This window comes from Streptomyces sp. NPDC041068, assembly GCF_040647455.1.
Lineage (GTDB): Bacteria > Actinomycetota > Actinomycetes > Streptomycetales > Streptomycetaceae > Streptomyces.
Map to the genome: position 1 here is coordinate 199,157 of NZ_JBEZCG010000002.1, position 26,062 is coordinate 225,218.

25 protein-coding genes are annotated in these 26,062 nt (G+C 71.0%); 11 read left to right on the top strand and 14 right to left on the bottom strand.

Features of this window, described 5'->3' with window-relative positions; all coding sequences use genetic code 11:
* Positions 1 to 15: 15 nt before the first annotated feature.
* The 3 genes from AB0B50_RS04710 to AB0B50_RS04720 all read left to right on the top strand — a co-directional run bounded on the left by AB0B50_RS04710 (position 16) and on the right by AB0B50_RS04720 (position 1,993).
* Complete coding sequence (locus tag AB0B50_RS04710; protein ID WP_362325570.1) at positions 16 to 522, top strand: carboxymuconolactone decarboxylase family protein; 507 nt, start codon at positions 16 to 18, stop codon at positions 520 to 522.
* Between the two features lie 119 nt (positions 523 to 641).
* Positions 642 to 1,241: a hypothetical protein gene (locus AB0B50_RS04715; RefSeq protein ID WP_362325573.1), complete on the top strand. Its 600-nt coding sequence runs from the start codon at positions 642 to 644 to the stop codon at positions 1,239 to 1,241.
* The gene (locus tag AB0B50_RS04720; RefSeq protein ID WP_362325576.1) at positions 1,238 to 1,993 is read left to right on the top strand and encodes a hypothetical protein; all 756 of its coding nucleotides are present in this window, start codon (positions 1,238 to 1,240) and stop codon (positions 1,991 to 1,993) included. Before AB0B50_RS04715 ends, AB0B50_RS04720 begins: the two co-directional genes overlap by 4 nt.
* A 27-nt stretch (positions 1,994 to 2,020) precedes the next feature.
* Here the strand turns inward: AB0B50_RS04720 and AB0B50_RS04725 are convergent, their stop codons facing one another.
* Positions 2,021 to 3,268, bottom strand: a complete 1,248-nt coding sequence (locus tag AB0B50_RS04725) for a helix-turn-helix domain-containing protein (protein ID WP_362325579.1) — start codon at positions 3,266 to 3,268, stop codon at positions 2,021 to 2,023.
* A gap of 262 nt (positions 3,269 to 3,530) precedes the next feature.
* Between AB0B50_RS04725 and AB0B50_RS04730 the strand changes: the two genes are divergently transcribed.
* Genes AB0B50_RS04730 through AB0B50_RS04750 form a run of 5 tightly spaced genes read left to right on the top strand, consistent with a single transcriptional unit; the run spans position 3,531 to position 8,400 of the window.
* The gene (locus tag AB0B50_RS04730) at positions 3,531 to 4,343 is read left to right on the top strand and encodes an ABC transporter ATP-binding protein (RefSeq protein ID WP_362325582.1); all 813 of its coding nucleotides are present in this window, start codon (positions 3,531 to 3,533) and stop codon (positions 4,341 to 4,343) included.
* 2 nt (positions 4,344 to 4,345) lie between these two features.
* The gene (locus tag AB0B50_RS04735; protein ID WP_362326796.1) at positions 4,346 to 5,149 is read left to right on the top strand and encodes an ABC transporter ATP-binding protein; all 804 of its coding nucleotides are present in this window, start codon (positions 4,346 to 4,348) and stop codon (positions 5,147 to 5,149) included.
* Positions 5,146 to 6,036 (top strand): branched-chain amino acid ABC transporter permease, encoded by an 891-nt coding sequence (locus AB0B50_RS04740; protein ID WP_362325585.1) that lies wholly within the window; start codon positions 5,146 to 5,148, stop codon positions 6,034 to 6,036. Before AB0B50_RS04735 ends, AB0B50_RS04740 begins: the two co-directional genes overlap by 4 nt.
* 25 nt (positions 6,037 to 6,061) lie before the next feature.
* Positions 6,062 to 7,135, top strand: coding sequence for a branched-chain amino acid ABC transporter permease (locus AB0B50_RS04745; protein WP_362326799.1), 1,074 nt, complete (start codon positions 6,062 to 6,064; stop codon positions 7,133 to 7,135).
* Complete coding sequence (locus tag AB0B50_RS04750; protein WP_362325588.1) at positions 7,132 to 8,400, top strand: ABC transporter substrate-binding protein; 1,269 nt, start codon at positions 7,132 to 7,134, stop codon at positions 8,398 to 8,400. The genes AB0B50_RS04745 and AB0B50_RS04750 overlap by 4 nt, the downstream gene beginning before the upstream one ends.
* A 1-nt stretch (position 8,401) precedes the next feature.
* Here the strand turns inward: AB0B50_RS04750 and AB0B50_RS04755 are convergent, their stop codons facing one another.
* Positions 8,402 to 9,229, bottom strand: coding sequence for a PaaX family transcriptional regulator C-terminal domain-containing protein (locus tag AB0B50_RS04755; RefSeq protein ID WP_362325591.1), 828 nt, complete (start codon positions 9,227 to 9,229; stop codon positions 8,402 to 8,404).
* A gap of 137 nt (positions 9,230 to 9,366) precedes the next feature.
* Here AB0B50_RS04755 and AB0B50_RS04760 point away from each other — a divergent pair, with 137 nt between their 5' ends.
* On the top strand, positions 9,367 to 10,536 hold the full coding sequence (locus tag AB0B50_RS04760; RefSeq protein ID WP_362325594.1) for an LLM class flavin-dependent oxidoreductase: 1,170 nt from the start codon (positions 9,367 to 9,369) through the stop codon (positions 10,534 to 10,536).
* Positions 10,533 to 11,549, top strand: coding sequence for a zinc-binding dehydrogenase (locus tag AB0B50_RS04765; RefSeq protein WP_362325597.1), 1,017 nt, complete (start codon positions 10,533 to 10,535; stop codon positions 11,547 to 11,549). Before AB0B50_RS04760 ends, AB0B50_RS04765 begins: the two co-directional genes overlap by 4 nt.
* A gap of 54 nt (positions 11,550 to 11,603) precedes the next feature.
* On the opposite strand, the gene pssA is transcribed toward AB0B50_RS04765, so the two are convergent.
* From pssA to AB0B50_RS04810, 9 genes are all read right to left on the bottom strand, one after another.
* On the bottom strand, positions 11,604 to 12,458 hold the full coding sequence (pssA, locus tag AB0B50_RS04770) for a CDP-diacylglycerol--serine O-phosphatidyltransferase (protein WP_362325600.1): 855 nt from the start codon (positions 12,456 to 12,458) through the stop codon (positions 11,604 to 11,606).
* Entirely contained in the window at positions 12,445 to 13,101 is a 657-nt protein-coding gene (locus tag AB0B50_RS04775) for a phosphatidylserine decarboxylase (RefSeq protein WP_362325603.1), read from the bottom strand. The genes pssA and AB0B50_RS04775 overlap by 14 nt, the downstream gene beginning before the upstream one ends.
* Positions 13,102 to 13,270: 169 nt before the next feature.
* A complete protein-coding gene (locus AB0B50_RS04780) occupies positions 13,271 to 14,476 on the bottom strand; it encodes an acyl-CoA dehydrogenase family protein (protein ID WP_362325606.1) in 1,206 nt (401 codons plus the stop codon).
* Positions 14,477 to 14,478: 2 nt separating this feature from the next.
* A complete protein-coding gene (locus AB0B50_RS04785) occupies positions 14,479 to 14,991 on the bottom strand; it encodes a MaoC family dehydratase (RefSeq protein WP_362325608.1) in 513 nt (170 codons plus the stop codon).
* Positions 14,992 to 14,996: 5 nt separating this feature from the next.
* On the bottom strand, positions 14,997 to 15,962 hold the full coding sequence (locus AB0B50_RS04790; RefSeq protein ID WP_362325611.1) for a CoA ester lyase: 966 nt from the start codon (positions 15,960 to 15,962) through the stop codon (positions 14,997 to 14,999).
* Positions 15,959 to 18,007, bottom strand: coding sequence for a protein meaA (locus AB0B50_RS04795; protein ID WP_362325614.1), 2,049 nt, complete (start codon positions 18,005 to 18,007; stop codon positions 15,959 to 15,961). The genes AB0B50_RS04790 and AB0B50_RS04795 overlap by 4 nt, the downstream gene beginning before the upstream one ends.
* 21 nt (positions 18,008 to 18,028) lie before the next feature.
* The gene (ccrA, locus tag AB0B50_RS04800; protein ID WP_362325617.1) at positions 18,029 to 19,366 is read right to left on the bottom strand and encodes a crotonyl-CoA carboxylase/reductase; all 1,338 of its coding nucleotides are present in this window, start codon (positions 19,364 to 19,366) and stop codon (positions 18,029 to 18,031) included.
* A gap of 428 nt (positions 19,367 to 19,794) precedes the next feature.
* Positions 19,795 to 20,619 (bottom strand): TetR family transcriptional regulator, encoded by an 825-nt coding sequence (locus AB0B50_RS04805; RefSeq protein WP_362326802.1) that lies wholly within the window; start codon positions 20,617 to 20,619, stop codon positions 19,795 to 19,797.
* A gap of 94 nt (positions 20,620 to 20,713) precedes the next feature.
* Positions 20,714 to 22,495, bottom strand: coding sequence for a 3-hydroxybutyryl-CoA dehydrogenase (locus tag AB0B50_RS04810; protein ID WP_362325620.1), 1,782 nt, complete (start codon positions 22,493 to 22,495; stop codon positions 20,714 to 20,716).
* A 357-nt stretch (positions 22,496 to 22,852) separates the two neighbouring features.
* On the opposite strand from AB0B50_RS04810, the gene AB0B50_RS04815 reads away from it, so the two are divergent.
* Positions 22,853 to 23,422 (top strand): adenylosuccinate lyase, encoded by a 570-nt coding sequence (locus AB0B50_RS04815; RefSeq protein WP_362325623.1) that lies wholly within the window; start codon positions 22,853 to 22,855, stop codon positions 23,420 to 23,422.
* 12 nt (positions 23,423 to 23,434) lie between these two features.
* Here the strand turns inward: AB0B50_RS04815 and AB0B50_RS04820 are convergent, their stop codons facing one another.
* The 3 genes from AB0B50_RS04820 to AB0B50_RS04830 are packed head-to-tail and all read right to left on the bottom strand — an operon-like array spanning position 23,435 to position 25,911.
* Complete coding sequence (locus AB0B50_RS04820; protein ID WP_362325626.1) at positions 23,435 to 23,956, bottom strand: GNAT family N-acetyltransferase; 522 nt, start codon at positions 23,954 to 23,956, stop codon at positions 23,435 to 23,437.
* Positions 23,957 to 24,355 carry a RidA family protein gene (locus AB0B50_RS04825; RefSeq protein WP_362325629.1) on the bottom strand — a complete coding sequence of 133 codons (399 nt, stop codon included), beginning with the start codon at positions 24,353 to 24,355 and terminating at the stop codon, positions 23,957 to 23,959.
* A complete protein-coding gene (locus AB0B50_RS04830) occupies positions 24,352 to 25,911 on the bottom strand; it encodes an alpha/beta hydrolase (protein WP_362325632.1) in 1,560 nt (519 codons plus the stop codon). The genes AB0B50_RS04825 and AB0B50_RS04830 overlap by 4 nt, the downstream gene beginning before the upstream one ends.
* Positions 25,912 to 26,062 lie beyond the last annotated feature (151 nt).

Below are 26,062 nucleotides of genomic sequence, written 5' to 3' on the forward strand. Positions count from 1 at the left end.
CCTGAGGAGATGACGATGGAAACACGTTCGATCACGGCCGAGATCCCGATGGCCCCGCGGATGACCGAGGACCCCGCGGAGCTCCTCCCCGAACTGGGCGGGGTGTCGGCGGCCCTGTTCAAGGCCGTCGGCAACGGCTCGGTGCCGCGCGCCACGATCAGCCTGGTCCACCTGCGGGCCGGGCAGATCGTCGGCAGCACCTATCTGACCGTCCTGCACACGGGCTTCCTGCGGGCGGCCGGCGAGTCGGAGGAGCGGATCACGTCGGTGGCCTCCTGGCAGGACTCGCCGTACTTCACCGGTGCGGAGCGTGCCGCGCTCGCGCTGGTGGAGGCCGTGCTCCAGCCGTCCGCGCACGGCGAGAGGGTCTCCGACGAGCTGTACGCCAGGGCGGCCGAACTGTACGAGCCCACGGCGCTGGCCACCCTGATGTGCGCGATCGGCCAGGTGAACTTCTTTGCCGCCGTGGCGCTCATCGCCAAGCCGGTGCCCGGCCGTTCGTTCACCGATCCGTGGAAGTAGGTCCACCTCCGTGAGCGGGTCCTGCCCGGGGTGTCCTGCCCGGGCGGGACCCGCCTTCCGGGCACCCGTATCGAACCGGGAACTTGATCGTTTCTTCAGTACATGATGAGGAGTCGATCTTGACGGGGTGGGCGCAGCTCGGAGGGCTCGGTGTTGTCGCGACGCTGTGCCCGGTGGGTGCCGTGTCCGTCGGTGCGCATGTCGAGGCGCTCGGTGTGGTCCTGTCGGGGCAGGTGGAGATCTGTCGCGAGGAGCCGCAGGCTGCCGAGGAGGAGCCGGCGCCGCAGTCGGCGCCGCAGTCGGCGCCCGGCGGCGAAGTGCGTACCGTCTCGCCGCCGCACCCCGGACCGCCGCCCGGCCCTGCCGCGACCCGTGCCGTGCCGAGCAGCCGCCCGGCAGCGGCACCGCCGCCCCCACCTCCGGCCCCGCCCCGCGTCCGCGAGCTCCTCATCCCCGTACGTCTGACGAGCGCGCCGCAGCCCCGGCCGCCCGAGCCCCGTCCTTCGCCGCCGCCCCCGCCCTCCTTCACCGCGCCGCCGTACCACGCCGCCGCTGAGCGGGAGCGCGAGGGCGGGCGGTCCGTGGTGACCACCACGATGGTCGTCACCACCCCCGCCGTGCTCGCCGCGGCTCTGCTGCGGCCGCGCTCGCGCTCCGCCGCGGGCGGCTCGTCAGGCACCCGATCCCGCCCCAACTCCTCTACCGGAGGCCCTTCGTGACGGAATGGCTCGTCCTCGGCGTCGCCATGGCGCTGGCCTGCGCGGTCGTCCTGACCGTGACCGTGATCAGGCACCGCCGCGTGCCCGCGGACGACGATCCCAGCCAGACACCCGACGTCATCGAGTACATGGTGATGATGGTCGGCGTCGTGTACGCGATCGTCCTCGGCCTCGCCATCGCCGGCGTCTGGGAGGCCCGCGGCGCCGCCGAGGACGGCGTCCGCCAGGAGGCCCAGGCGCTGCACGAGATCAGCAGGCGCGCGCAGATCTACCCGGCCGACGCGGAGCAGCGCATTCAGGAAGATGTACGGAGCTACACCGAGCACGTGACCACCGTCGAGTGGCCGCTCATGATCGAGCAGCACCAACTCACCGACCGCGGCACCGAATTGCTCGACACCCTGCGCCGCGACATCGCCGAACGCACGCCCGCCGACGAACTGGAGGCCCAGACCTACCAGCCGCTGCTCGACCAGGTGGCCGCCGCCGACGAGGCGCGCAGGGCCAGGGCCGACAACGCGGAGGAGACGCTCCCCGGCGTCGTCTGGTTCGGCCTGGTCGCAGGGGCACTCGTCACGGTGGGCCTGATCTTCACCCTGCAGATCAGGCGCTCCGCCAGGGAGCTGCTGCTCGCCGGGACCTTCAGCGCGCTGATCGCCTTCCTGCTCTTCCTCGTCTGGAACTTCGACGCGCCCTTCGGCAGGTCCGCGACCGAGTCGGCCGGCGCCTTCCAGGATCTGCTCGCTGCCTGAACAGCCGTATGCACAAGGCGCGTTCGGTCATGCCGGGCGCGCCCCCCGGGTCAGCCGGTGCGCCTCCACCGCCAGCGCCACCTCCACCAGGTCCCGCGGCCGGGCAAGCGAGCGCGCGGTCAACTGCTCCAGGCGGCGCAGGCGGTTGAACACCGTGTTGCGGTGGCAGTACAGCCGCCCGGCCGCCCGCCCCGCGGAGCCCTCGCAGGCCAGCCAGGCGTCCAGCGTCTCCAACAGCACGGCTCTGTCCGCAGGTTCGAGGGCCAGGACCTCGCCGAGCACCCCTGTCACCAAGCGCTCCGCCAGCTCCGGCTGGCTCACCACCAGGGCCGTCGGCATCCGTTGGTCCAGGCGTACGATGCCGGTCGCGCCCGGCGGGCAGGTGCGCAGCGCCAGCTCCGCGAGCCGTCGCGCATGGCCCAGCTCCGCGAGGCCGCCGACCACGGGACTGATCCCGCCGGGGCCCGGACAGCGGCCGTCGAGGAGCCCGGCGAGGTCGTCCAGGCCGCCCGGCTCGCCGCCCGGTTCACCGACCGCCGTGCCGAGCGCGACCACACCGACCTCGCAGTCCGTCCGCATCCGCCAGATGAAACGGAACCCGGCCCGCTGGATCTGCCGGTGGAACGCCTCGCGCCCGTCGCGCCGGTCCACGCGCAGGACCACCACCGCGTACGGGCCGCGCTCGGGCAGGTCGAGCCCGGCCGCGGCGCGCGCCGCGAGGCCCGGCGCCGACCGGCCCTCCAGGAGCGCGTCGAGCAGCGCCTGCAACTGCTCGTCGGTGCGCCTGCGCAGCTCAAGCTCCGTCGCGCGGTACGCGTCGGACGCCACCGCCGCCTGCGCGTCCACCGCCGACCACACCATCGTCGCCGAGCGCATCAGGACCCGCAGCTTCTCGGGGTCCTTGCCCGCGGCGCCCTCCAGGAGCGAATCCCATACCAGATAGCCCGCGTTGCGGTACGAGTGCACCAACAGGTCCAGCGGAAGCCCCTGTTGGGCCCGGCGCCGCCCCGCCTCCTCCGCGTACTCCAGGTCGCGGCGCGGCGAGGCCCGCGGCGCCGAGATCGTCTCGATGCCGATGCGCATGGCTTCCTCCGCCTCGCGCCACTGCTGGTCGTACGGCAGGACGCGGCCGTACACCGACGAGTGTTCCGTGAGCTGCCGCAGATGCTCCTCGACCAGTTCGGGCAGGCGCGGAAGCAGCGCCGTGCACGCCTCCTTGAGCAGCTTCCAGTCGTGCCCGGTCCGAGGCCTGCGCCCGTTCTTGGGCCCGGTCATGGATACCCCCGCAGCTGCGCTCCAGGACGCCTCCGGGGCGTCGTCGGCCGGTCGTCCGGACGTCGTTGGTGCGGAGGATGCCACTGCTCGGCTCCCTCCGGCAGGCCCCTGACACGCGGTGTTGTGCGCGTGCACAACGGCGGGGCGCCCCCGCTGGTCTCCCGCAGCGTTTCGTCCGCTGCCCGTGGACGGGCCGGTCCCGCGGTGCTGGGGTGAGCGCCACGCGACGGCGGACGGCCGTGCGGGACAAGGGGGTCGGTACGTGGACGGTTCCGGACTCGTCGTACGGGACGTGTCGGTCGGCTACGGTCCCGTGCGCGCCCTGCGCCGGGTCTCGCTCGACCTGCCGGACGGCGCGGTCGTCGCGGTGCTCGGCGGCAACGGCGCGGGCAAGTCGACGCTCCTGCGCGCCGTCTCGCGCACCCTCGCCTTCCAGGGAGGACGGCTCACCTCGGGCACCGTCCACTTCGAGGGCAGGCGCATCGACGCCCTCGCGCCGGACCGCGTGGTGGCCGCGGGCATCTCCCAAGTGCCCGAGGGCAGGCGGGTGTTCGCCCGCATGACGGTCACCGACAATCTTCGGGCGGGCGCGCTCGGCTCCACCGGTTCGCGCGCCGCCAAGGCGGACGCCCTGCGGCGCGTCCACGCCCTCTTCCCGGTCCTCGCCGAGCGGGGCGCCCAACGGGCCGGGCTGCTCTCCGGCGGCGAGCAGCAGATGCTCGCGGTGGGCAGGGCCCTGATGGCCTCCCCGCGCCTGCTCCTGCTCGACGAACCCTCCCTGGGGCTCGCGCCGTTGATGGCGGCGCGGATCGCCGACACCATCCGGGAGATCAACGCCCAGGGCACCTCGGTGCTCCTCGTCGAGCAGAACGCAGCCCTCGCGCTGCGGCTCGCCTCCACGGCGTACGTCCTCGACGTCGGCGAAGTCGCCCTGTCGGGCCCGGCGGACGAGCTCGCCGCCTCCGACGAGGTGCGCCGACGCTACCTCGGAGTGGTCGACGAGGGCGCGGCGGCCGACGCCTCCCGGGGCCTGGGCGCGCTGCCGGTGCTGCCGCGCTGGGAGGGCCGACGGTGACCATGACCCCCGTACCACCCCTGGAAGTACGCGAGTTGACTGTCCGCTTCGCCGGGATCACCGCTCTCGACACCGTCAGCTTCACCGTCCGCCCCGGCACCGTGCACGCCGTCATCGGGCCCAACGGCGCGGGCAAGTCCACCTGCTTCAACGTGCTGTCCGGCGTCTACCGCGCCACCGCGGGCAGCGTCCGCTTCGGCGCCCACGAACTCACCGGCATGCGCCCGCACCGCATCGCGCAGCTCGGCGTCGCCCGGATCTTCCAGAACCTCGCCCTGCCGCCGCGCGTCACCGTCGCCGACAGTCTGCTCCTGGGCCGTCACCGGCTCACGCGCGCGGGGTTCGTGGCCGCGGGCCTCAGGCTCCCCGCGGCGGCCCGCGAGGAGCGCCGCCACCGTGAACGCGTACGTGAGATCGCCGCGTTCGTCGGCCTGGAGCGCCAACTCGACCTGCCCGCAGGAGCCTTGCCCTACGGCCAGCAGAAACTCGCCGAGCTCGCCCGCGCCCTGTGCATGGAGCCGCGCCTGCTGCTCCTGGACGAGCCGGTCGCGGGCATGACCGCCGACGAACGCCGCCGCACCGCGGCCGTGATCGCGGGTGTCCGCGACAGCCTCGGCATCTCGATCGTCCTGGTGGAACACGACATGGGGGTGGTGATGCGGCTCGCGGACGCGGTGACCGTACTCGACTTCGGCCGCCGCATAGCCGACGGCGCCCCGACGGACATCCAGAACGACCCGGCGGTGGTGCGGGCGTATCTGGGGGAGGGCGGCGCGCACGCCGGTGAAGAGGAGGGTCGCGCATGACCACCTTCGTCGAACTCCTCCTCAACGGGCTCTCGTTGGGGTCCGTCTACGCCCTCATCGCCCTCGGCTTCGTCGTCATCTTCCGCGCCACCGAGGTGGTGAACTTCGCCCACGCCTCGCTTCTTCTCGCCGGCGGCTACATCACCGCCTCCCTCCAGGACGACCTCGGCTTCTGGGCGGCGCTGCTCGTCGGCATCGCGGGCGCGGCCGTGGTCGGGGCCGCCGTCGAGTTCCTGGTCATGCGGCGCTACCGCGGCACCGACCACAGCGTGCTCGCCATCGTCACCATCGGCGTCGACATCCTGCTCACCACCGAACTCACCCGCCGCCTCGGCACGGACGTCCTGCCGCTCGGCGACCCGTGGGGCGACGACGTGCTCACCGTCGGGCCCATCTCCATCGCCCACACCCGCATCGCCGCGTTCGTCGCCGCCGCGCTGCTCATCACCGCCTTCCTGCTCGCCTTCCGCTACACCTCCTGGGGCGTGGCCATGCGGGCCGCCGCCGAGAGCCCCGAGACCGCCGCGCTGATGGGCGTGCGCCTGGGCAGGGTCTCGCTCGGCGCGTGGGCGGTGGCGGGCGCGCTGGCCGCCGTGGCCGCGCTGTTCCTCACCGTGTTCCCGACGCCCGGCCTCGAACGCGCCACCTCCCTGGCCGCGTTGAAGGCGTTCCCCGCCGCCATCCTCGGCGGCCTCGACTCCACCACGGGCGCCCTCGTCGGCGGGCTCGTGGTGGGCGTCACCGAGTCCCTCGCCACCGGCTACCAGAGCGAACTCACCTTCCTGGGGCGTGGCTTGGGCGACCTCGCGCCGTATCTCGTCATGACCGCCATCCTGCTCGTGCGGCCCGCCGGGCTCTTCGGTACCAAGGAGCTCGCCCGTGTCTGACGTCGTCGCCCGCTCCGCCCGCTCCATCAGTCGTACGCTCCTCAAACGCCGCCGCACCCACGCGTGGCTCGCCGCGGCGGCCGTCCTGCTCGCCGTGCCCTTCTACCTCGACCGTTTCTGGCTCCAGGCGGGCCTGTTCGCGATGGCCGCCGCCATCGGCGCCATCGGCATCAACCTCCTCACCGGCGCGACCGGCCAACTCTCCATGGGGCACGCCTTCTTCCTCGCCATCGGGGCGTACGGATACTGCGTCCTCGCCGCGGACGGCGGCGACGGCCTGACCGGGCTCGGCCTGCCGACCTGGCTCGCCGCCGCCCTCGCGGTGGCCGTGGCCGGACTCGCGGGCGGCCTCTTCAGCCCCATCGCCGGACGCCTGCGCGGCGCCTACCTCGGCATAGCGACGCTCGCGCTGATCTTCATCGGGCAGCACGTGCTCTTCAACGCGCACGACCTGACGGGCGGCTCCAACGGCCGCGACGTCCCGCCCCTGAACCTCTTCGGCTTCGCCTTCGACGACAGCGAAGTCCTGGTCGCCGACGTGCCGTTCGGCTCCGCCGAGAAGCTCTGGTACGCCGGTCTCGTGCTGCTCCTGGCCTGCGGCCTCTTCGCCCGCGGCGTGCTGCGCGGCCGCCCGGGACGCGCCATGAACGCGATCCGTGACCACCGCGTCGCCGCCGGCGTCATGGGCGTGCCGGTGGCCCGCTACCGCGCCGGTGTCTTCGTCCTGTCGTCGATGTACGCGGGCCTCGCCGGAGTGCTGCTCGCCCTGGTCTTCCAGCGCACCGTGCCCGACTACTTCGGCATGACGCTCTCCCTCGAATACCTCGCCATGATCGTCATCGGCGGTCTCGGCTCGGTCGCGGGAGCCGTCGCGGGCGCCGCCCTCGTCTCCCTGCTGCCCCAGCTGCTCACCCGGTACAGCGACGCGCTGCCCTTCGTCTCGGCGCCCGGCACCGGCGGCGTCTCACCGGGCGAGGCATCGCGGTATCTGTACGGCGCCGCCGTCGTGGCGGTGGTGCTCTTCCTGCCCGGCGGCCTGGTGAGGATCGCCGCCCGGCGCAACAGGCCACGTCCAGGCACTCCAGGGGAGGAAGCATGAGATCCATCCATTCGCTGACCAGAGCCACGGCGGCCGCCACCGCCCTCGCCGCGCTCCTCGCGCTCAGCGCGTGCAGCTCCAAGGCGAAGAACGACGACGAGGGCGGCAAGGGCGCGGGAGGGGTGAAGACCGGCGACGGCGTGACGAGCGAGACCATCGAGCTCGGCGTGCTCACCGACATGACCGGCGTCTACGCCACCCTCGGCAAGAGCGTCACCCAGGCCCAGCAGCTCTACGTCGACCAGGTCAACGCGGGCGGCGGCATCTGCGGCCGCAAGCTGAAGCTCACCGTCCGCGACCACGGCTACGACCCGCAGAAGGCCGTCGCCGCGTACACCGAACTGGAGCCGAAGGTCCTCGGCTTCGCCCAGTTCATCGGCTCCCCGTTCGTCGCCGCCGTCGAGAAGCGCGTCGACGCCGACAAGGGCCTCGTCCTGCCGCAGGCCTGGTCGGCGAACCTCCTGGGCAGCCCGTACGTGCGCGTCGTCGGATCGACGTACGACCTGGAGACGATCAATGCGATCGACTTCCTGATGAAGGAGAAGGGCCTCAGGAAGGGCGACAAGCTCGGCCACGTCTACTTCGAGGGCGACTACGGCGAGAACGCCCTCAAGGGCTCGAAGCACATGGCCGACGAGGCGGGCCTCACGGTCGTCGAGCAGAAGATCAAGCCGACCGACAACGACATGACCGCGCAGGTCTCCGCCCTGAAGAAGGCGGGCGTCAAGGCCGTCGTGATCAGCGCGGGCCCCCGCCAGGCCGCCTCCCTCGTCGGCGTCGCCGCGGCCGGACGCCTCGACGTCCCGGTCATCGGCAACAACTCGGCGTTCGCCCCGCAGCTCCTGGCCACGCAGTCGGGCCCGGCCCTGCAGAAGAACTACTACGTCGCCTCGCCCACCCTGCCCATCGGCGCGGACACGGCCGCGGCCAAGAAGCTCGTCGCCGACTACGAGAAGGCCCACCCCGACGACTCCCTCGACAACGGAGTCGTCGCGGGCTGGACGGCGGCCTCGGTCTTCGGCGAGGCCCTGAAGAAGGCGTGCGCGGACAAGGACCTCACGCGCGAGAGCGTGGCCAAGGCCCTGCTGACCATCGACGACTTCGACTCGGGCTTCGGCGTCACCCAGGACTTCACCGATCCCAAGGCGCCGTCCTCCAAGGAGAGCGTGATCCTCAAGCCGGACAAGAAGGCGACGGGCGGCATGAAGGTCGTCCGCGCACCGGGCGCCGCCGACGCCGCGCAGGGATACACGGCGGGGGAGTGACTCACGGGCGCGGGTCCCGCGACAGCTCCCGCCAGTGGCGGTCCGCGGGACCCCGCAGCGCACGCCAGGTGTCGACGAACAGCTTCGTCGACACCAGCCCAGGCCAGCCGGGCGGCAACAGCTCCTGAGGCAGGCGCGGGTCCCGCTCGAACGTGCCGCGCCACGCGTGCACGAGCCGCGTGCGCAGCACGAACGCCTCCTTGTCCGACCCGGCACGCACCCCGCCGAACCGCCAGGTGAACTCCTCGTGCGCGGCCCGCACCGCCGCCAGGTCCCAGGCGCGGGCGACCAGTTCCGCGTCGCCGTCGGCGGCGGCGCGCGAGACCAGCCACGTCGCGTCCGCGGCGAGCCCCTGCTCCCGCAGCAGTTCCTCGATCGCCCCCACGCCCCCCGCGTCCGCCGCGATCCACACTCCGCCGCCGAGCCGCCCGAACCCCTCGAACGCCAGCTGCTCCTCGACCAGCGCCCGGCCTTGCGCGGGCCCGCGCAGCAGCAGCTGCTGCCACTCGCCGCGCCACGGCGTCTCCTCGACCGCGCGCTCCAGGCGGTGCGTCCACGCCGTGAGCAGCGCGACCAGGCGCGGCTCCAGGACGAGACAGGTCCAGCGGCCCACCGGCTCGGTCCGCAGCCAGCCCTCCGCCCCGAGCCGCGCGAGCGCCCGCCGCGTGGCCGCCTCGCCGACCCCGCAGGCAGCGAGTGCGCCGACGACGGCACGGGACCAGACGTGTACGTCGCCCGCGTACCGGACGTACTCGCCGAGGACGGTCAGGACCAGCGTCCGCGCGCTGGGCGAACCGTCCGTGCGGCGACGGGTGCGCGGCGTCTCCACCGTCCGGGCCCCTCCTGTCCGTTGACCTCTTCGGCTCTGTTGACCTCTTCGACGCCCCGGTATAGGACGTAAGAATTCGAGTGCTCGATGTTACGTCCAATGTCATCGCCCTGTCATCGCCCACGGAAGGCGTACGCATGGATCACCAGGGCCCCACCCGCTTCGGCACCTTCATCGCCCCGTACCACGGCCTCGACGGCAACCCCGCACTCCGGATCCGCCGCGACCTCGACCTCGTGCGCCACCTCGACGCGCTGGGCTTCGACGAGGCGTGGATCGGCGAGCACCACTCCGCCGGGTACGAGACGATCGCCTCGCCGGAGGTCTTCGTCGCCGCGGCCGCCGAGCACACCCGCAGGATCAGGCTCGGCACGGGCGTGAACTCGCTGCCCTACCATCACCCCCTGATCCTCGCGGACCGCATCCTCCAGCTCGACCACCAGACCATGGGCCGCGTGATGCTGGGCGTCGGCCCCGGCCAGCTCGCCTCGGACGCGTTCATGATGGGCATCGACCCGATGCGGCAGCGCGCCATGATGGCCGACGCCCTTGACGCCGTCGTACGCCTCCTGCGCGGCGAGACCGTCACCCGGCGCACGGACTGGTTCGAACTCGCCGAGGCGAGCCTCCAGCTGCGCCCCTGCCGCCCCGAGGGCATCGAGATGGCGGTCGCCTCGACCGTCTCCCCCTCCGGCTCCGTGCAGGCGGGCCGGCACGGCATCGGGTTGCTCTCCCTCGCGGCCGCCGACCCCGCGGGGCTCGCCGCGCTGAACGGCAACTGGTCCGCGTACGAGAAGTCCTGCGCCGAGCACGGCCACACCGCCGACCGGGGCGCGTGGCGGCTCGTCGTGCCGATGCACCTCGCGGACACGGAGTCCGAGGCCCGCGCCCAGGCCGCGTACGGCGTGCTCCACCTGGTCCGCTACATCGAGGGCCTCTCCGGCGCGACGATGCCGTGGGGACGCACCGCGGCGGACGCGCTGGAGCGCTGGACGGGCGAGGGCTTCCCCGTCTTCGGCGTCGCGACCATCGGCACGCCCGCGGACGCCGTCGCCCGCATCGAGGCCCTGGCCGAGGCCTCGGGCGGCTTCGGCACGCTGCTCCTGCTCGACCTGCCGACCGGCACACCGGAGGCGAAGCGGCGCAGTTACGAGCTCTTCGCCGAGTACGTGACACCGCACTTCACCGGAGCGAACCGGGGCCGCGAGGCGTCCATGGCGTGGGCCCACGCCAACAGCGGGCGCTTCGTGGGGGCGATGCGGGCGGCGGTCGAAGCGGCCGTCCGGGACGCGGGGGAGGCACGGTGAGGGCGGCGGTCCTGCGGGGCGGCCGCTTCGTCGAGGCCGAGGTTCCGGAGCCGCCGGCACCGGGCCCCGGTCAGCTCCTCGCCGAGACCCTCGCCACCGGCATCTGCGGCTCGGACCTCTCGGCGGCCCGCCACACGGACGACTTCCTCGCGGCCTCGCGCGACTCGGGCACGGAGGCCTTCCTCTTCGACCCGGACCAGGACCTGGTGATGGGCCACGAGCTCTGCGCGCGGGTGCTGAGCCCCGGCCCGTGGCAGGGCAGGACCGTGGTCGGTCTGCCCTGGGCCCTGGACCCGGCGGCCACCCTGCGCACGATCGGCTACTCCACCCGCTTCCCCGGCGGCTTCGGCGAACGCATGACTCTCCAGGAGGCCGCCCTGATCCCGGTCCCCGACCACGTCCCGCCACGCGTCGCCGCCCTCACCGAGCCCCTGGCCGTCGGCTTCGGCAACGTCGCCCGCGCGGCCCCTGCCCCCGGCACGGGCGCCGTGGTCCTGGGCGCGGGCCCCATCGGCCTGGGCGCCACGGCAGCGCTCGTCGAGCGGGGCGTGGCCCCTGTGGTCGTCTCGGAGCCCTCTGGGCGCCGCAGAGAGCTGGCAGAGCGCTTCGGAGCGCACGTGGTGGTGAATCCGGCCATGCGCGACCCCTTCGACGCGTGGCGGGAGGCGAGCGGATCCGGCCAGTCACTGACTGTGTACGAGTGCTCGGGCAGGCCCGGCATGCTGAACACGATCCTCCACCGCGCCCCGCGCACCACACGGGTCCTGCTGATCGGCGCCTGTATGACGGAGGACACGTTCCGTCCCGTGGTCGGGATCTACAAGGACATCACGGTGACCATGTGCATGGCGTACCCGCCGGAGGAGTTCGAGGCGACGCTGCGGCGCATCGCGGACGGCCGGGTGGACGCGGAGTCGCTGATCACGGGCGAGGTGGGCTTCGACGGGATCGAGGAAGCCTTCGCGATGCTGGCTTCACCTGATGACCACGTGAAGGTGCTGGTGCGCCCGTGAAACACAAAGGGGCCCGAACCGTCAGGTCCGGGCCCCAGAGCTACGTACAACAGGCTAGGGAAGCTGCGCCGCCCTGGCCTCGCGACGGTTGTCGCGGAAGTTGTTCACCCGTCGGGCCGTGGCGAAGAGGGGGATCACCGCGCCGAGGACGACCTGGAGCGCGCAGCCGGTCTGCAGGAGCAGCAGGCCGCCCGGGGCGTCGAACGCCCAGGCCGCGAGCAGCCCCATGGCCGCGACGATCCAGGAGAGCATGGCCACCGCGAGGGGACCCCGCGGCTTGGGGTACTCGACCCGGCTGACCATGAGCCATGCCGTGCCGACGATCGCGAGGAGCGTCGCCCAGAAGGGCAGCTCCAGAAGCACGATCGAGACGACCGTGAGCGCGCCGAAGGGGGATGGCATGCCCTGGAAGGTGCCGTCCTTCACGGTCACGCACGAGAACCGCGCAAGCCGCAGCACCACCGCCAACAGCACCACGATCGCGCCCACCGCCGCCACCCGCTGATGCGCGTCGTTCGCGACCATGCCGTAGACGAGGACGAAGTACGCGGGGGCCAGGCCGAAGCTGATCAGGTCCGAGAGGTTGTCCAGCTCCGCACCCATCGGCGAGGACCGCAGCTTGCGGGCCACCAGGCCGTCGAAGAGGTCGAAGACGGCCGCGCAGAGCATCAGGATCACGGTGGTCGCGGCGGAGTGCCGCGCCATGCCGGTCTCCTCGCTGCCCTGCAGGTGCGGGATGAGGATGCCCGTGGTGGTGAAGTACACCGCCATGAACCCGCACGTGGCGTTACCGAGCGTGAGGGTGTCCGCTATTGAGAGGCGCAGTGACAGAGGCATCTCCTCTTCGGCCTCGTCCTCCGCCGCCTCCGGCACCCAGCCGGCCTGTGTCTCCGGATCAACCACGGTCAATTCGAGTCACCCCAGCCACGGTCTTCTGACCCACCTCGACGTCCACTTCGACACCCTCGGGGAGGTAGATGTCGACGCGGGAGCCGAAGCGGATCAGGCCGATCCGTTCGCCCTGCTCCACCTTCGAACCCTGCGGCACGTACGGCACGATGCGCCGCGCGACCGCGCCCGCGATCTGGATCATCTCGATGTCGCCGAGCTCGGTGTCGAAGTGCCAGACAACGCGCTCGTTGTTCTCGCTCTCCTTGTTGAACGCCGGCACGAACCCGCCGGGCACGTGCTCCACGGACGTCACCGTGCCCGCGAGGGGCGCGCGGTTGACGTGGACGTTCAACGGGCTCATGAAGATGGCGACGCGGGTACGCCCGTCCTTCCACGGCATGATGCTCTGCACCACGCCGTCGGCGGGGGAGATGACCCGGCCCTGAGCGATCTCGCGCTCGGGGTCGCGGAAGAACCACAGCATGCCCGCCGCCAGAGCGGTGGCGGGTACGGCAACGGCCGCGGCGCCCTTGGAGCGGCGCGCGCGGGCGAGGCTGAGTGCCGCGGTGGCGACGGTCGGCAGGAGCCACGGCGATGCTCCGCGAGCAAGGCGTCCCTTAAGAATGCCGTCGCGTGGTGCAGAGGTTTGGCTGTGGGGCATGGATGACCTTCGTAGCGGATGATGCCGCGCATGAACGGGGGACGGCGGCTTTCTCCGGATGCTATCGGTTGCGAGCCACAACTGGGCAAGCCAGGAAGCCGAGTCGGCGGCCGAAGAGTGTTGACAGGGTGTGATCTTCTTCGCGAAGAAAACACCCCAAACCGGGCATCTAGCCCTGGAATCGATACTCTTCGAGCAGTCGACGACCAATGATCATTTTCTGGATCTCGGCGGTACCTTCACCGATCAGCAGCATCGGAGCCTCCCTGTAGAGGCGCTCGATCTCGTACTCCTTCGAGAAGCCGTAACCGCCGTGAATCCGGAACGCGTCCTCCACGACTTCTTTGCAGTACTCGGAGGCGAGGTACTTCGCCATCCCTGCTTCGAGGTCGTTTCGTTCCCCGGAGTCCTTTTTGCGCGCTGCGTTGACCATCATCGCATGGGCGGCCTCGACCTTGGTAGCCATCTCGGCCAGCTTGAACTGGATTGCCTGGTGCTGGGCGATCGGCTTCCCAAAAGTGTGACGTTGCTGGGCATATGAGACACCGAGCTCAAATGCACGCTGAGCGACGCCACAGCCACGCGCCGCGACATTGACGCGGCCGACTTCGACACCGTCCATCATTTGGTAAAACCCACGGCCCGTGACGCCGCCGAGCACGCGATTGGCCGGAATTCGCAGCCCGTCCATGATGAGTTCGGTGGTGTCGACGCCCTTGTAGCCCATCTTGTCGATCTTGCCGGGGATGGTGAGGCCGGGGCGGACCTCTCCGAAACCGGGCTCCTTCTCGACGAGGAAGGTGGTCATCGACTTGTGCGGCGCCGTGCCCTCGGGGTGTCCTTCGTCACTTCGGCACAGGACGGCCACCAAAGTGGACGTGCCGCCGTTGGTCAGCCACATCTTCTGACCGTTGAGAACGTACTCCTCGCCGTCCTTCACGCCCTTCGACGTGATGGCCGACACATCGGAGCCGAGCCCCGGCTCCGACATCGAGAACGCGCCGCGCACCTCGCCGGCCGCCATGCGCGGAAGGAAGGTCTCCTTCTGCTCCTGCGTGCCGTGCTGCTTGAGCATGTAGGCGACGATGAAGTGGGTGTTGATGATGCCGGAGACCGACATCCAGCCACGCGCTATCTCCTCGACGCACAGTGCGTAGGTGAGCAGCGACTCGCCCAGGCCGCCGTACTCCTCCGGGATCATCAGGCCGAAGAGGCCCAATTCCTTGAGGCCGTCGACGATCTGCTGCGGGTACTCGTCGCGGTGCTCCAGCTCCGTCGCGACAGGAATGATCTCCTTGTCGACGAAGTCCCGGACGGTGGACAGGATCTCCTGCTGGATGTCGGTGAGACCGGCGGTCTGCGCGAGTCGGCTCATGGCTACTTCTCCTGCTGCTTCAGCTCCGGGCGGCCGGGCTGTTCGCCGCCGCGCTCCTTGATGTACGTCTCGGTGGGCACCATCACCTTGCGGCGGAACACGCAGACCAGCGTGCCGTCCTGCTTGTAGCCCTTGGTCTCCACGTGGACGATCCCGCGGTCGCTCTTGGACCTCGACGGCGTCTTGTCGAGGACGGTCGTCTCGCCGTAGATCGTGTCGCCGTGGAAGGTCGGTGCCACGTGCTTGAGCGACTCGATCTCCAGATTGGCGATGGCCTTCCCGGAGACGTCCGGGACGGACATGCCGAGGAGCAGCGAGTAGATGTAGTTGCCCACGACGACGTTCTTCCCGAAGTCCGTCGTCTTCTCCGCATAGTTGGTGTCCATGTGGAGGGGGTGGTGGTTCATGGTGAGCAGACAGAAGAGGTGGTCGTCGTACTCGGTGACCGTCTTGCCGGGCCAGTGCTTGTACACGGCGCCGATCTCGAACTCTTCGTAAGTGCGGCCGAACTGCATGTGCCCTACGCCTCCGGAGCCTCGAACTTGGACGTGCGCTGCATGCCCGCCGCACGGCCCTTCCCGGAGATGACGAGCGCCATCTTCCGGCTCGCCTCGTCGATCATCTCGTCGCCGAGCATCGCCGAGCCCTTCTTGCCGCCCGCCTCGGACGTGTAGTACTCGTACGCGTCCAGGATCAGCTCGGCGTGGTCGAAGTCCTCCTGGGAAGGCGAGAAGACCTCGTTGGCCGCCTCGACCTGGCCGGGGTGCAGGACCCACTTGCCGTCGAAGCCGAGCGCGGCGGCGCGGTTCGCGACCTCGCGGTAGCCGTCGACGTTCTTGATCTGGAGGTAGGGGCCGTCGATCGCCTGGAGGTTGTTGGCGCGGGCGGCCATCAGGATCTTCATCAGGATGAAGTGGTAGGCGTCGGCCGGGTAGCCGGGCGGCTGCTCGCCGACGACCAGGGACTTCATGTTGATGGACGCCATGAAGTCGGCCGGGCCGAAGATGATCGTCTCCACGCGCTGCGATGCCTCGGCGATCGCGTTGACGTTGTTGAGGCCCTGCGCGTTCTCGATCTGCGCCTCGATGCCGATCTTGCCGACCTCGAAGCCCATCGTCTTCTCGATCTGGGTCAGGAGCAGGTCGAGGGCGACGATCTGGTCGGCCGTCTGGACCTTCGGCAGCATGATGCAGTCGAGGTTCTGGCCCGCGCCCTCGACCACCGTGACGACGTCGCGGTACGTCCACTCCGTCGTCCAGTCGTTCACGCGCACGACCCGCGTCTTGCCCGTCCAGTCGCCCTCGTTGAGGAACTTGACGATGGTGTGGCGCGCCTCCGGCTTGGCGAGCGGCGCACACGCGTCCTCCAGGTCCAGGAAGACCTGGTCGGCGGGGAGGCCCTGGGCCTTCTCCAGGAAGCGGGGGTTGCTTCCCGGGACCGCGAGACAGGAGCGTCGCGGGCGAAGGCGGTTGATCGGCGCGGTCATGCGGGGACCTCCAGAGGGTCGAGGTTGTTCGCTTTCCGGATCTCGTCGACGATACGGCCGATGATCTCCGTGATGCCGAAGTCCTTGGGCGTGAAGACGGCGGCGACACCCGCACGCTTCAGGTCCTCGGCGTCGGCGTTGGGGATGATGCCACCGACGATCACGGGGATGTCGGTGGCGCCCGCCTCGCGCAGCCGGTCCAGGACGTCGGGCACGAGTTCGGCGTGCGACCCGGACAGGATCGACAGGCCGACGCAGTGCACGTCCTCGGCGAGCGTGGCGGACACGATCTGCTCCGGGGTGAGCCGGATGCCCTGGTAGACCACCTCGAACCCGGCGTCGCGGGCCCGCACGGCGATCTGTTCGGCGCCGTTGGAGTGGCCGTCCAGGCCCGGCTTGCCGACGAGGAGACGGAGCCTGCCGCCGAGCTCGTCGGCCGTGCGGTCGACCTTCCGCCGGACCTCGGCCAGCGGCGTGCCCTCCTCGGCGGTCACCGCGACCGGCGCCGACGAGACGCCGGTGGGTGCGCGGAACTCGCCGAAGACCTCGCGCAGCGCCCCCGCCCACTCGCCGGTGGTGACCCCGGCGCGGGCGCACTCCAGGGTGGCCGCCATGAGGTTCTCCGTCCCCTCGGCCGCCTCCTTGAGCCGCTCCAGGGCCTGCTGGGTGGTCGGGAAGTGGTACGGGTCGCCCATGCCCTGCCGGTCCGATGACTCCTGGCGCGTGGTGCGCCAGTCGCCGATGGCCCGCACGACCTTCGCCTCGACCGCGTGGTCCACCGTCATGATCGCGGCGTCCAGGTCGGCGGTGAGCGGGTTCGGCTCGGTCGACTCGTACACGTTCACGCCGACGATCTTCTCGTCGCCGGCCTCGATCCTGGCCCGGCGCTCGGCGTGCGAGGAGACGAGCTGGGACTTGAGGTAGCCCGACTCGACGGCGGCCATCGCGCCGCCCATCTCCTGGATCCGGTCGATCTCGGCGAGCGACTCGGAGACCAGCTCGTCGACCTTCTTCTCGATGACGTGCGACCCGGCGAAGATGTCCTCGTACTCCAACAGGTCGCTCTCGTGGGCGAGAACCTGCTGGATGCGCAGGGACCACTGCTGGTCCCAGGGGCGGGGGAGCCCCAACGCCTCGTTCCAGGCGGGGAGTTGCACGGCGCGCGCGCGTGCGTCCTTGGAGAGCGTGACGGCCAGCATCTCCAGGACGATGCGCTGGACGTTGTTCTCCGGCTGGGCCTCGGTCAGGCCCAGGGAGTTGACCTGCACGCCGTAGCGGAAGCGGCGCTGTTTCGGGTTCTCGATGCCGTACCGCTCGCGCGTGATCTGCTCCCAGATCCGCCCGAACGCCCGCATCTTGCACATCTCCTCGATGAAGCGGACACCCGCGTTCACGAAGAAGGAGATGCGGGCCACGACGTCCCCGAACTTCTCCTCGGGGACCTGCCCGGAGTCGCGTACGGCATCGAGAACCGCGATGGCGGTGGACATCGCGTACGCGATCTCCTGGACCGGAGTGGCCCCCGCCTCCTGGAGGTGGTAGCTGCAGATGTTGATGGGGTTCCACTTGGGGATGTTCGCCACCGTGTACGTGATCATGTCGGTGGTGAGGCGCAGGGACGGACCCGGCGGGAAGACGTGCGTCCCGCGCGAGAGGTACTCCTTGACGATGTCGTTCTGCGTCGTCCCCTGGAGACTGGTGATGTCCGCGCCCTGCTCCTCCGCGACCACCTGATAGAGCGCCAGGAGCCACATGGCCGTGGCGTTGATCGTCATCGAGGTGTTCATCTGCTCCAGGGGGATGTCCTGGAACAGGCGTCGCATGTCACCGAGGTGCGAGACCGGCACGCCGACCCGGCCGACCTCGCCGCGGGCGAGGATGTGGTCGGGGTCGTAGCCGGTCTGCGTGGGCAGGTCGAACGCGACCGAGAGGCCCGTCTGCCCCTTGGCGAGGTTGCGTCGGTACAGCTCGTTGGACGCCTCGGCCGTGGAGTGACCGGCGTAGGTCCGCATGAGCCACGGCCGGTCCTTCTGACGCTCTGTCATGTTCCGGTGCTCCTAGAGGGGTCAGACGTTCCGGAAGCGGTTGATGGCGTCGATGTGCTTGGCCCGCGTCTCCGGGTCGCGCACTCCCAGGCCCTCCTTGGGGGCGAGCGCGAGGACGCCGACCTTGCCCTGGTGGGCGTTGCGGTGGACGTCGTGGGCCGCCTGTCCCGTCTCCTCCAGCGAGTAGACCTTGGAGAGGGTGGGGTGGATCTTGCCCTTGGCGATCAGGCGGTTGGCCTCCCACGCCTCGCGGTAGTTGGCGAAGTGCGAGCCGATGATGCGCTTCAGGGACATCCACAGGTAGCGGTTGTCGTACTCGTGCATGTAGCCCGAAGTGGAGGCGCAGGTGGTGATGGTGCCGCCCTTGCGGGTGACGTAGACGCTGGCGCCGAAGGTCTCGCGGCCGGGGTGCTCGAAGACGATGTCGATGTCCTCGCCGCCGGTGAACTCACGGATGCGCTTGCCGAAGCGCTTCCACTCCTTCGGGTCCTGGGTGCGCTCGTCCTTCCAGAACTTGTAGCCCTCGGCGCTGCGGTCGATGATCGCCTCGGCGCCCATCGAGCGGCAGATGTCTGCCTTCTGCTCGCTGGAGACGACGCAGATGGGGTTGGCGCCGCCCGCGAGCGCGAACTGCGTTGCGTAGCTGCCGAGTCCACCGCTCGCGCCCCAGATCAGGACGTTGTCGCCCTGCTTCATGCCGGCGCCGTTGCGGGACACCAGCTGGCGGTACGCGGTGGAGTTCACCAGGCCGGGAGCGGCGGCCTCCTCCCAGCTCAGGTGGTCCGGCTTCGGCATGAGCTGGTTGGACTTGACGAGGGCGATCTCGGCGAGGCCGCCGAAGTTGGTCTCGAAGCCCCAGATGCGCTGCTCGGGGTCGAGCATCGTGTCGTTGTGGCCGTCGCTGGACTCCAACTCGACGCTCAGGCAGTGCGCGACGACCTCGTCACCGGGCTTCCAGGAGTTCACGCCGGGGCCGGTGCGCAGCACGACGCCCGCGAGGTCGGAGCCGATGACGTGGTACGGCAGGTCGTGGCGCTTGGTGAGCTCGCTGAGCCTGCCGTACCGCTCCAGGAAGCCGAAGGTCGACAGCGGCTCGAAGATCGAGGTCCACACGGAGTTGTAGTTCACCGAGGAGGCCATGACGGCCACCAGTGCCTCGCCCGGGCCGAGTTCGGGGACCGGCACCTCGTCCAGGTGGAGGGACTTGCGGGGGTCCTTGTCGCGGGTGTCCAGGCCCGCGAACATCTCCGTCTCGTCCTTGTGCACGGTGATCGCGCGGTACGAGTCGGGCAGGGGGAGAGCGGCGAAGTCGGCGGACTTGGCGTCCTGCGACTGAATCGCGTCCAGGATTTCCTTCACGGTTTTGCCTCCGGCGAAGAAGCGCCCTGCGGGAGCGCTGTCTTGAGGGTTACGTCGGGGTGCTGATGGTGCTGTGGAGGTGTGCCGTCGGTTCGGCGAAGGGTGGTGCTCGGCAACGCCTTGGTGGGGCGTGGGAGGTGCCTGTGACGCAGGCGTCCGGGCGCACAAGCCGTGGCTTGAGGGGACAGCCGACGTACGGATGATCTCTGCACGCCGGCCGCCCGGACAACATCAACGTATGGCACCGCGTGCCAGTGGGCAAGACACTGGGTGCCAATATTTTTTGACCGATGATCGATCAGTGCAGGTCAGGGCCTTGCGCGCCGCGCCGCGTGGCGCTGCCGAGCATGCGAAAAGCGCTGGACGGGCTGGATATTCCAGCCCGTCCAGCGCTTGAGGACGAACCCGGCGAAGCCGGTGATCGACGGTTACGAACGCTCCCGCAGCGCCTTCTCGATGGTGCGCATGACCTCGTCCAGCGGTGCGTCCGTGCGGGCGACGGTGACGAGGACCTCACCCTGCGCGGAGACCGCCGCGGGGGCCGCCGTGGGCGAGGTGTCGCGGCCCGCGCCGATGCCCGTGCCGAAGGTGCGGCGGACGATCGCGAAGGCGTGGTCCAGATGGGTCTCCACGTCGCCCTGGCCGCCGGCCCGCAGCCAGCGGCGCAGGACGTGGTTGTGGGCCGTGACGACCGCGGAGGCGGCCACCTCGGCGAGCAGCGGGTCGTCGTTGCCGTCGTGGTGGGCCTGCTCGTCGAAGTGGCCCAGGAGATAGCGGGTGAAAAGCCGCTCGTACCGGGCCACGGAGGCGATCTCGCGCTCGCGGAGCGTGGGGACCTCGCGGGTCAGGCGGTAGCGCTCCACGGAGACGGAGGGCTGCGCCGCGTACATCTTCATGACTTCCTTGATGCCGCGGCACACCGTGTCCAGCGGGTGCTCGTGGGGCGGGGCCGCGTTCAGCACCGCCTCCGCGCGGATCAGGGTGTCGTCGTGGTCCGGGAAGATCGCCTCTTCCTTGGAGCGGAAGTGCCGGAAGAAGGTCCGGCGGGCGACGCCCGCGGCGGCGGCGATCTCGTCGACCGTCGTCGCCTCGTACCCCTTGGACGCGAAGAGCTCCATGGCCGCCGCCGCCAGCTCCCGGCGCATCTTGAGCCGTTGGGCTGCGGCACGGCTGCCCGCGGCGCTCTCCGGAGCGTCGGGGGTGGCGTTACGTGAGGACTTGGCGGCCTTGGACATGCCATGAACGTACTGCATATGCGCGCCGCGTTGCTCCTGCGGGACGGGGCCGCCCGTGGGATCGAGCAGCCCGCCCCAGTCCGTCCGTACGCCCAGGAGTCCCTCGGAGGGCTCAGCGGCGGGCATATTCGCGGAAGCCACGGCCCGTCTTGCGGCCGAGGCAGCCCGCGGCCACCAGGTGCTCGAGCAGCGGCGCGGGGGCCAGGCCCGGGTCGCGGAACTCGCGGTGCAGGACCTTCTCGATGGCCAGCGAGACATCCAGGCCGACGACGTCCAGGAGCTCGAAGGGGCCCATGGGGTAGCCGCCGCCGAGCTTCATCGCGGCGTCGATGTCGTCGAGCGAGGCGTAGTGCTCCTCGACCATCTTGATCGCGTTGTTCAGGTACGGGAAGAGCAGCGCGTTCACGATGAAGCCCGCGCGGTCCCCGCAGTCCACCGGGTGCTTGCGGATCGCCGTGCAGACCTCCCGGACGGTGGCGTGCACGTCGTCCGCGGTCAGCACGGTGCGGACCACCTCGACGAGCTTCATCGCCGGGGCCGGGTTGAAGAAGTGCATGCCGATCACGTCGCGCGGGCGCGAGGTGGCGCGGGCGCAGGCGACGACCGGCAGCGAGGACGTCGTCGTCGCGAGGATCGCGCCCGGCTTGCAGACCTTGTCGAGCGTCGCGAACAGCTGCTGCTTGACCTCCAGGTCCTCGGCGATGGCCTCGAGCGCGAGATCGACATCGGCGAACGCGTCGTACGAACCGGCCGGAGTGATCCGCTCCAGGGTCTCCGCCGCGGACTCGGCGGTCATCCGTCCCTTGTCGACGGAGCGCGAAAGCGACGTGCCGATACGGGACTTGGCGATCTGCGCCTTCTCCTCGCTGCGCGCGGCGAGCACCACGTCGTACCCGGCCTTGGCGAAGACCTCCGCGATGCCGGACGCCATCGTGCCGGAGCCCGCGACGCCGACCGCGCGCACCGCCCGGCCCGGCGTGCGCCGCTCGCCCTCCAGCGGGGTCAGCGCGTCGCGCACCACCTCCGCGCTGCCCGGCTCGGCGTACGTGTAGAAGCCGCGGCCCGACTTGCGTCCGGTCAGGCCCGCCTCGCTGAGCTGCTTGAGGACGGGCGCGGGGGCGTGCAGACGGTCGCGGGACTCCGCGTACATGGCGTCCAGGACGGTGCGGGCGGTGTCCACGCCGATCAGGTCGAGCAGCGCGAGCGGGCCCATCGGCAGGCCGCAGCCCAGCTTCATCGCGGCGTCGATGTCCTCGCGGGAGGCGTACTTCGCCTCGTACATCGCGGCGGCCTGGTTGAGGTAGCCGAAGAGCAGGCCGTCGGCGACGAAGCCGGGCCGGTCGCCGACCGCCACGGGCTCCTTGCCGAGGGCGTGGGCAAGCTCGGTGACCGCGGCGACGGCGGTGGGCGCGGTGAGCACGGACGAGACGACCTCGACGAGCTTCATCGCGGGCGCCGGGTTGAAGAAGTGCAGGCCCAACACGCGCTCGGGGCGGGCCGATTCGGCGGCCAGGCGGGTCACGGACAGGGCGTTGGTGCCGGTCGCGATGATCGTGTCCGGGCGCACGACCGAGTCGAGCTCGCGGACGATCTGCTGCTTGATCTCGTACGACTCCGGGGCGACCTCGATCACCAGGTCGGCGTCGGCCGCGGCCTGCAGGTCGGTGAAGGTGCGGAAGCGGGCGAGGGTGTCGCGCCTCTCCTGGTCGGTGAGCCGCTCGCGGCGCACGGCGCGGGCGGTCGAGACCTCCAGGGCGGCGACCGCCCGGGTGGCCGCGGCCTGGCTGATGTCGATGCCGATGACCTCGCGGCCCGCGCGGGCCAGGACCTCGGCGATGCCGGTGCCCATCGTGCCCAGGCCGATGACGGCGACGGTGTTCAAGGGAGCGTCCATGCGAGGACTCCAGGAAGGAAGAGGGTGACGACTGAGGGGCGCACGCGGGACGGCCAACGGCCGTGCGGCGTGCGGAAAGTGGTGGGTCTCGTGCCCCGGGCGGCGCGAGGGCAGCGCCCGGTGAAGGAACCGACCGGCTCTGTCCCGGAGCCATGTCGTACTGAGAGGTACCTGAGGTACCGAACCGACCTGCATCCGCGACGGCTGCGTCACCAGGCCGTCGCGAGGAAGTACTTGAGGGGAGTGTGCCCCGCTCACCTGAGATTAACCCGCGAGTAATGAGCGCGCCAGCCCTCGATGTTGTCCGATGTCTGTGATCTACATCGCGACCGCTGGGTAAGGCTTAGGCTCGCGGCCATGGATCAGGAGTTGCGGACGGTGACGGAACGTTTACGCGGTGAGTCGGGAGGGGGTAAGGAGTACGAGAGGCTGATCGGCGCCGACGACCTCGACGAGCTCGCCGAAGTGCTCGTGTCGCCCGGGCAGCCCTTGTGGGCGCGGGAGTTGGCGGCCGTCAGGCTCGGAGTCGCCGGCGACCGCAGGGCCTTCGAGGCCCTCGTCCTGCTCCTCAACCACCGCGATCCGCCGCGCTGCGCCGCCGCGGCCTACGCCCTGGCGCGGCTCGGCGACCCGCGCACGGCGCGCGCGGCGGCCGCCCTCGCGACCAATGAGCTCCGCGTCGCCTACGCCCTGCACCCGGTGCGTCTGCTCACGGAGTTGCGTGCCCCGGAGTCCGTGCCCGCGCTGATCACCACGCTGGAGCGCAGGCTCGCGCCGCACGATCCTTTCGGCAAGATCGCGCTCGCGTGCGTGGAGGGGCTCGGCGCGCTCGGGGACGGCCGGGCCAGACCGGTCCTGACGGCGGCACGCGCCCACCCCCGTCTCGCGGCCGCGGCCTCGGCGGCGCTGGCGCGGCTGCCGGAGTGAGGCGGCCGCGGCTCAGCGCAGGTCGCGGCTGTAGCGGAGCTCGGGCACGGGCATGTCCCCCACCGTCTGGGGGGCGAGGGCGCCGTCCGGTGCGAAGCCCGCGCGCTCGTAGAAACGGCGGGCGCGGGCGTTGCCCTCGACGACCCACAGGCGCAGCCGCGGGTGGCCGGAAGCCGTGCAGCGGGTCACGCACTCCTCGGTGAGGGCGCGGCCCACGCCCGTGGAGTAGTGCTCCGGGTGGGCGTACAACGCGTACAACTCGGCCTCGCCCGGCGGGAGGTCGTCGTCGCGCGCCGGGCCGAAGGCGGCCCAGCCGACGGTGCGGTCCGCCCGCTCGGCGATCAGGTCCACCGTGGCGGCGCTGCCCCGCGCGAGCCGCTCGCGCAGGTCGGCCGCGCCGTCCTCCACGCTGAGCGCGGCCAGGAACGACCGGGGCATCAGATCCGCGTACGCCGACTGCCAGCCGAGGACGCGGAGTCCGGCCACGGCCTCGCAGTCGGCCTCGGTCATCGTCCGGATGCGCAGGTCGGACATCTACTCGGCCACCACCGCGAACGCCTCGATCTCCATCAGGAATTCGGGGGCGACCAGCGAGGCGACCTGCACCGCCGAGGACGCGGGGAGGCGCTCGGGGTCCAGGAAGGCGTCCCGGGCGGCGCGCACCGCCGCCATGTGGGCCATGTCCGTCACGAAATACGTCAGCTTCACGACGTCGTCGAAGGTCGCGCCCGCCGCCGCGAGGCAGCGCCGCAGGTTCTCGAAGACCTGGTGGGCCTGCGCCGCCGCGTCGCCCACGCCGACCGGCTTGCCCTGCTCGTCGAGGGCCAACTGGCCCGATATCGCCACGAATCGGCCTGTCCCCATCACGACGTGCGTGTACGCGGTGGCGGGGGCGACGCCCTCGGGGGCGCTGATGTGGGTCAGTCGGCTCATGCCCCCATGGTGGACCATGGCACTGACAGTGCCCCGCGCCCGGTCCCGGACGCCCCGTCCTTGCCGCTCGGCGGCTCGGGGTCGGGCAGCGCCTCGCACACCGCGTCGATCCCGCCGCCGCCGACCGGTACCTCGCCGGTGGCCAGGTAGTCCGCCAAGTGCTGGTCCAGGCAGGCGTTCCCGCTCAGCGTGACGCCGTGGTTGCCGCCGCCCCGCTCGACCACCAGGCGGGAGCCGCGCAGCTTGCGGTGCAGGGTGAGGGCGCCGTCGTAGGGGGTGGCGGGGTCGCCGGTCGCCTGGAACATCAGGACCGGCGGCAGCGCGGAGTTGCCGACGTCCGGCGGGGTCAGGGCGCGCGTGGGCCAGAACGCGCACGGGGCGTTGTACCAGGCGTTGTTCCAGGTCGAGAACGGCGCCTTCGCGTGCACCGCGTCGTTGTCCTCACGCCACGTCCGCCAGTCGCGCGGCCACGCGGCGTCCCCGCACTGCACGGCCGTGTAGACGCTGTAGCCGTTCTCGCCGGCGGCGTCGACCGCGCCGAGGTTCTCGTACGCCTCGACGAGCGGGGCGCTCTTGCCGCGGTTCACGTACGCCGCGAACGCCTCGGCCAGGTGGGGCCAGTAGCCGTTGAAGTAGCCGCCGGGGAGGAAGGTGTCCTCCAGTTCGGCGGGGCCCACCTTCCTGCCCGCGGGCTTCTCGGCGAGCGCCTTGCGCATCGCGTACCACCTGGCCTCGACCTTCGCGGGGTCCTTGCCCAGTTCGTACGTGGTGTCGTGGCGGGCGATCCAGGCCATGAGCGCCTTGTGGCGGGCGTCGAAGGCATAGTCCTGGCGGAGGTTGTTCGCGTACCAGGTGCCGGTCGGGTCGACCAGGGAGTCGAGTGCCATGCGGCGCACCCGGTGCGGGTGGAGCTTGGCGTAGACCGCGCCCAGGTAAGTGCCGTACGAGTAGCCGAAGTAGTTGATGCGGCGTGCGCCCAGTGCGGTGCGGATGGCGTCCAGGTCCTTCGCCGCGCTGACGGTGTCGATGAACGGCAGGACATCCGCGTACTTCGCGGCACACGCCCGCGCGAACGCCCGTGCCCTGTCGACGTTGGCCTCTTCCAGGGCGGGCGTGGCCGGGACGGTGGTGGGGCGTGTGGGGGAGAAGTGCCCGGGGCGGCAGTTCAGCGCGGGCTCGCTCTTTCCGACGCCGCGGGGGTCGAAGCCGATGACGTCGTACTGCGCCGCGACCTTCTTCGGCAGCGCGTCGGCGAAGGGTCCCGCCATGGCCAGGCCGCTGCCGCCGGGTCCGCCGGGGTTCACCAGGAGCGGCCCCTGGAAGGTCTTCGCGGTGTGCGGGACGCGGGACAGGGCGAGGGCGATCCGCTCGCCGTGCGGACGGTCGTGGTCCAGCGGGACCTCCAACGACGCGCACTGGAGCGTCGGTCGGTCCTTGGTGGCGCACTTCTTCCACGTGAGCGCGGTGCTCGTGGCGGAAGCGGCGTGCGGCACCGCCGTGAGGGCCGCGGCCACCACGGCGGCGACCGAGCCGAGTGCGACGGCGCGCTTCTTCATCCGGCCTCCCGGGGCTGGGGCTACGGGGCGGGGCACGTGCCTGCCACGACCCCGGACGCATCGTTCCGGAAGCCCGGCGGGGGAGGGCGGGTTCGGCCGAGGGATGACCCGAAAGGGGAAGCGCTTCCGGAGGAGGTTCACGGGGAGATCC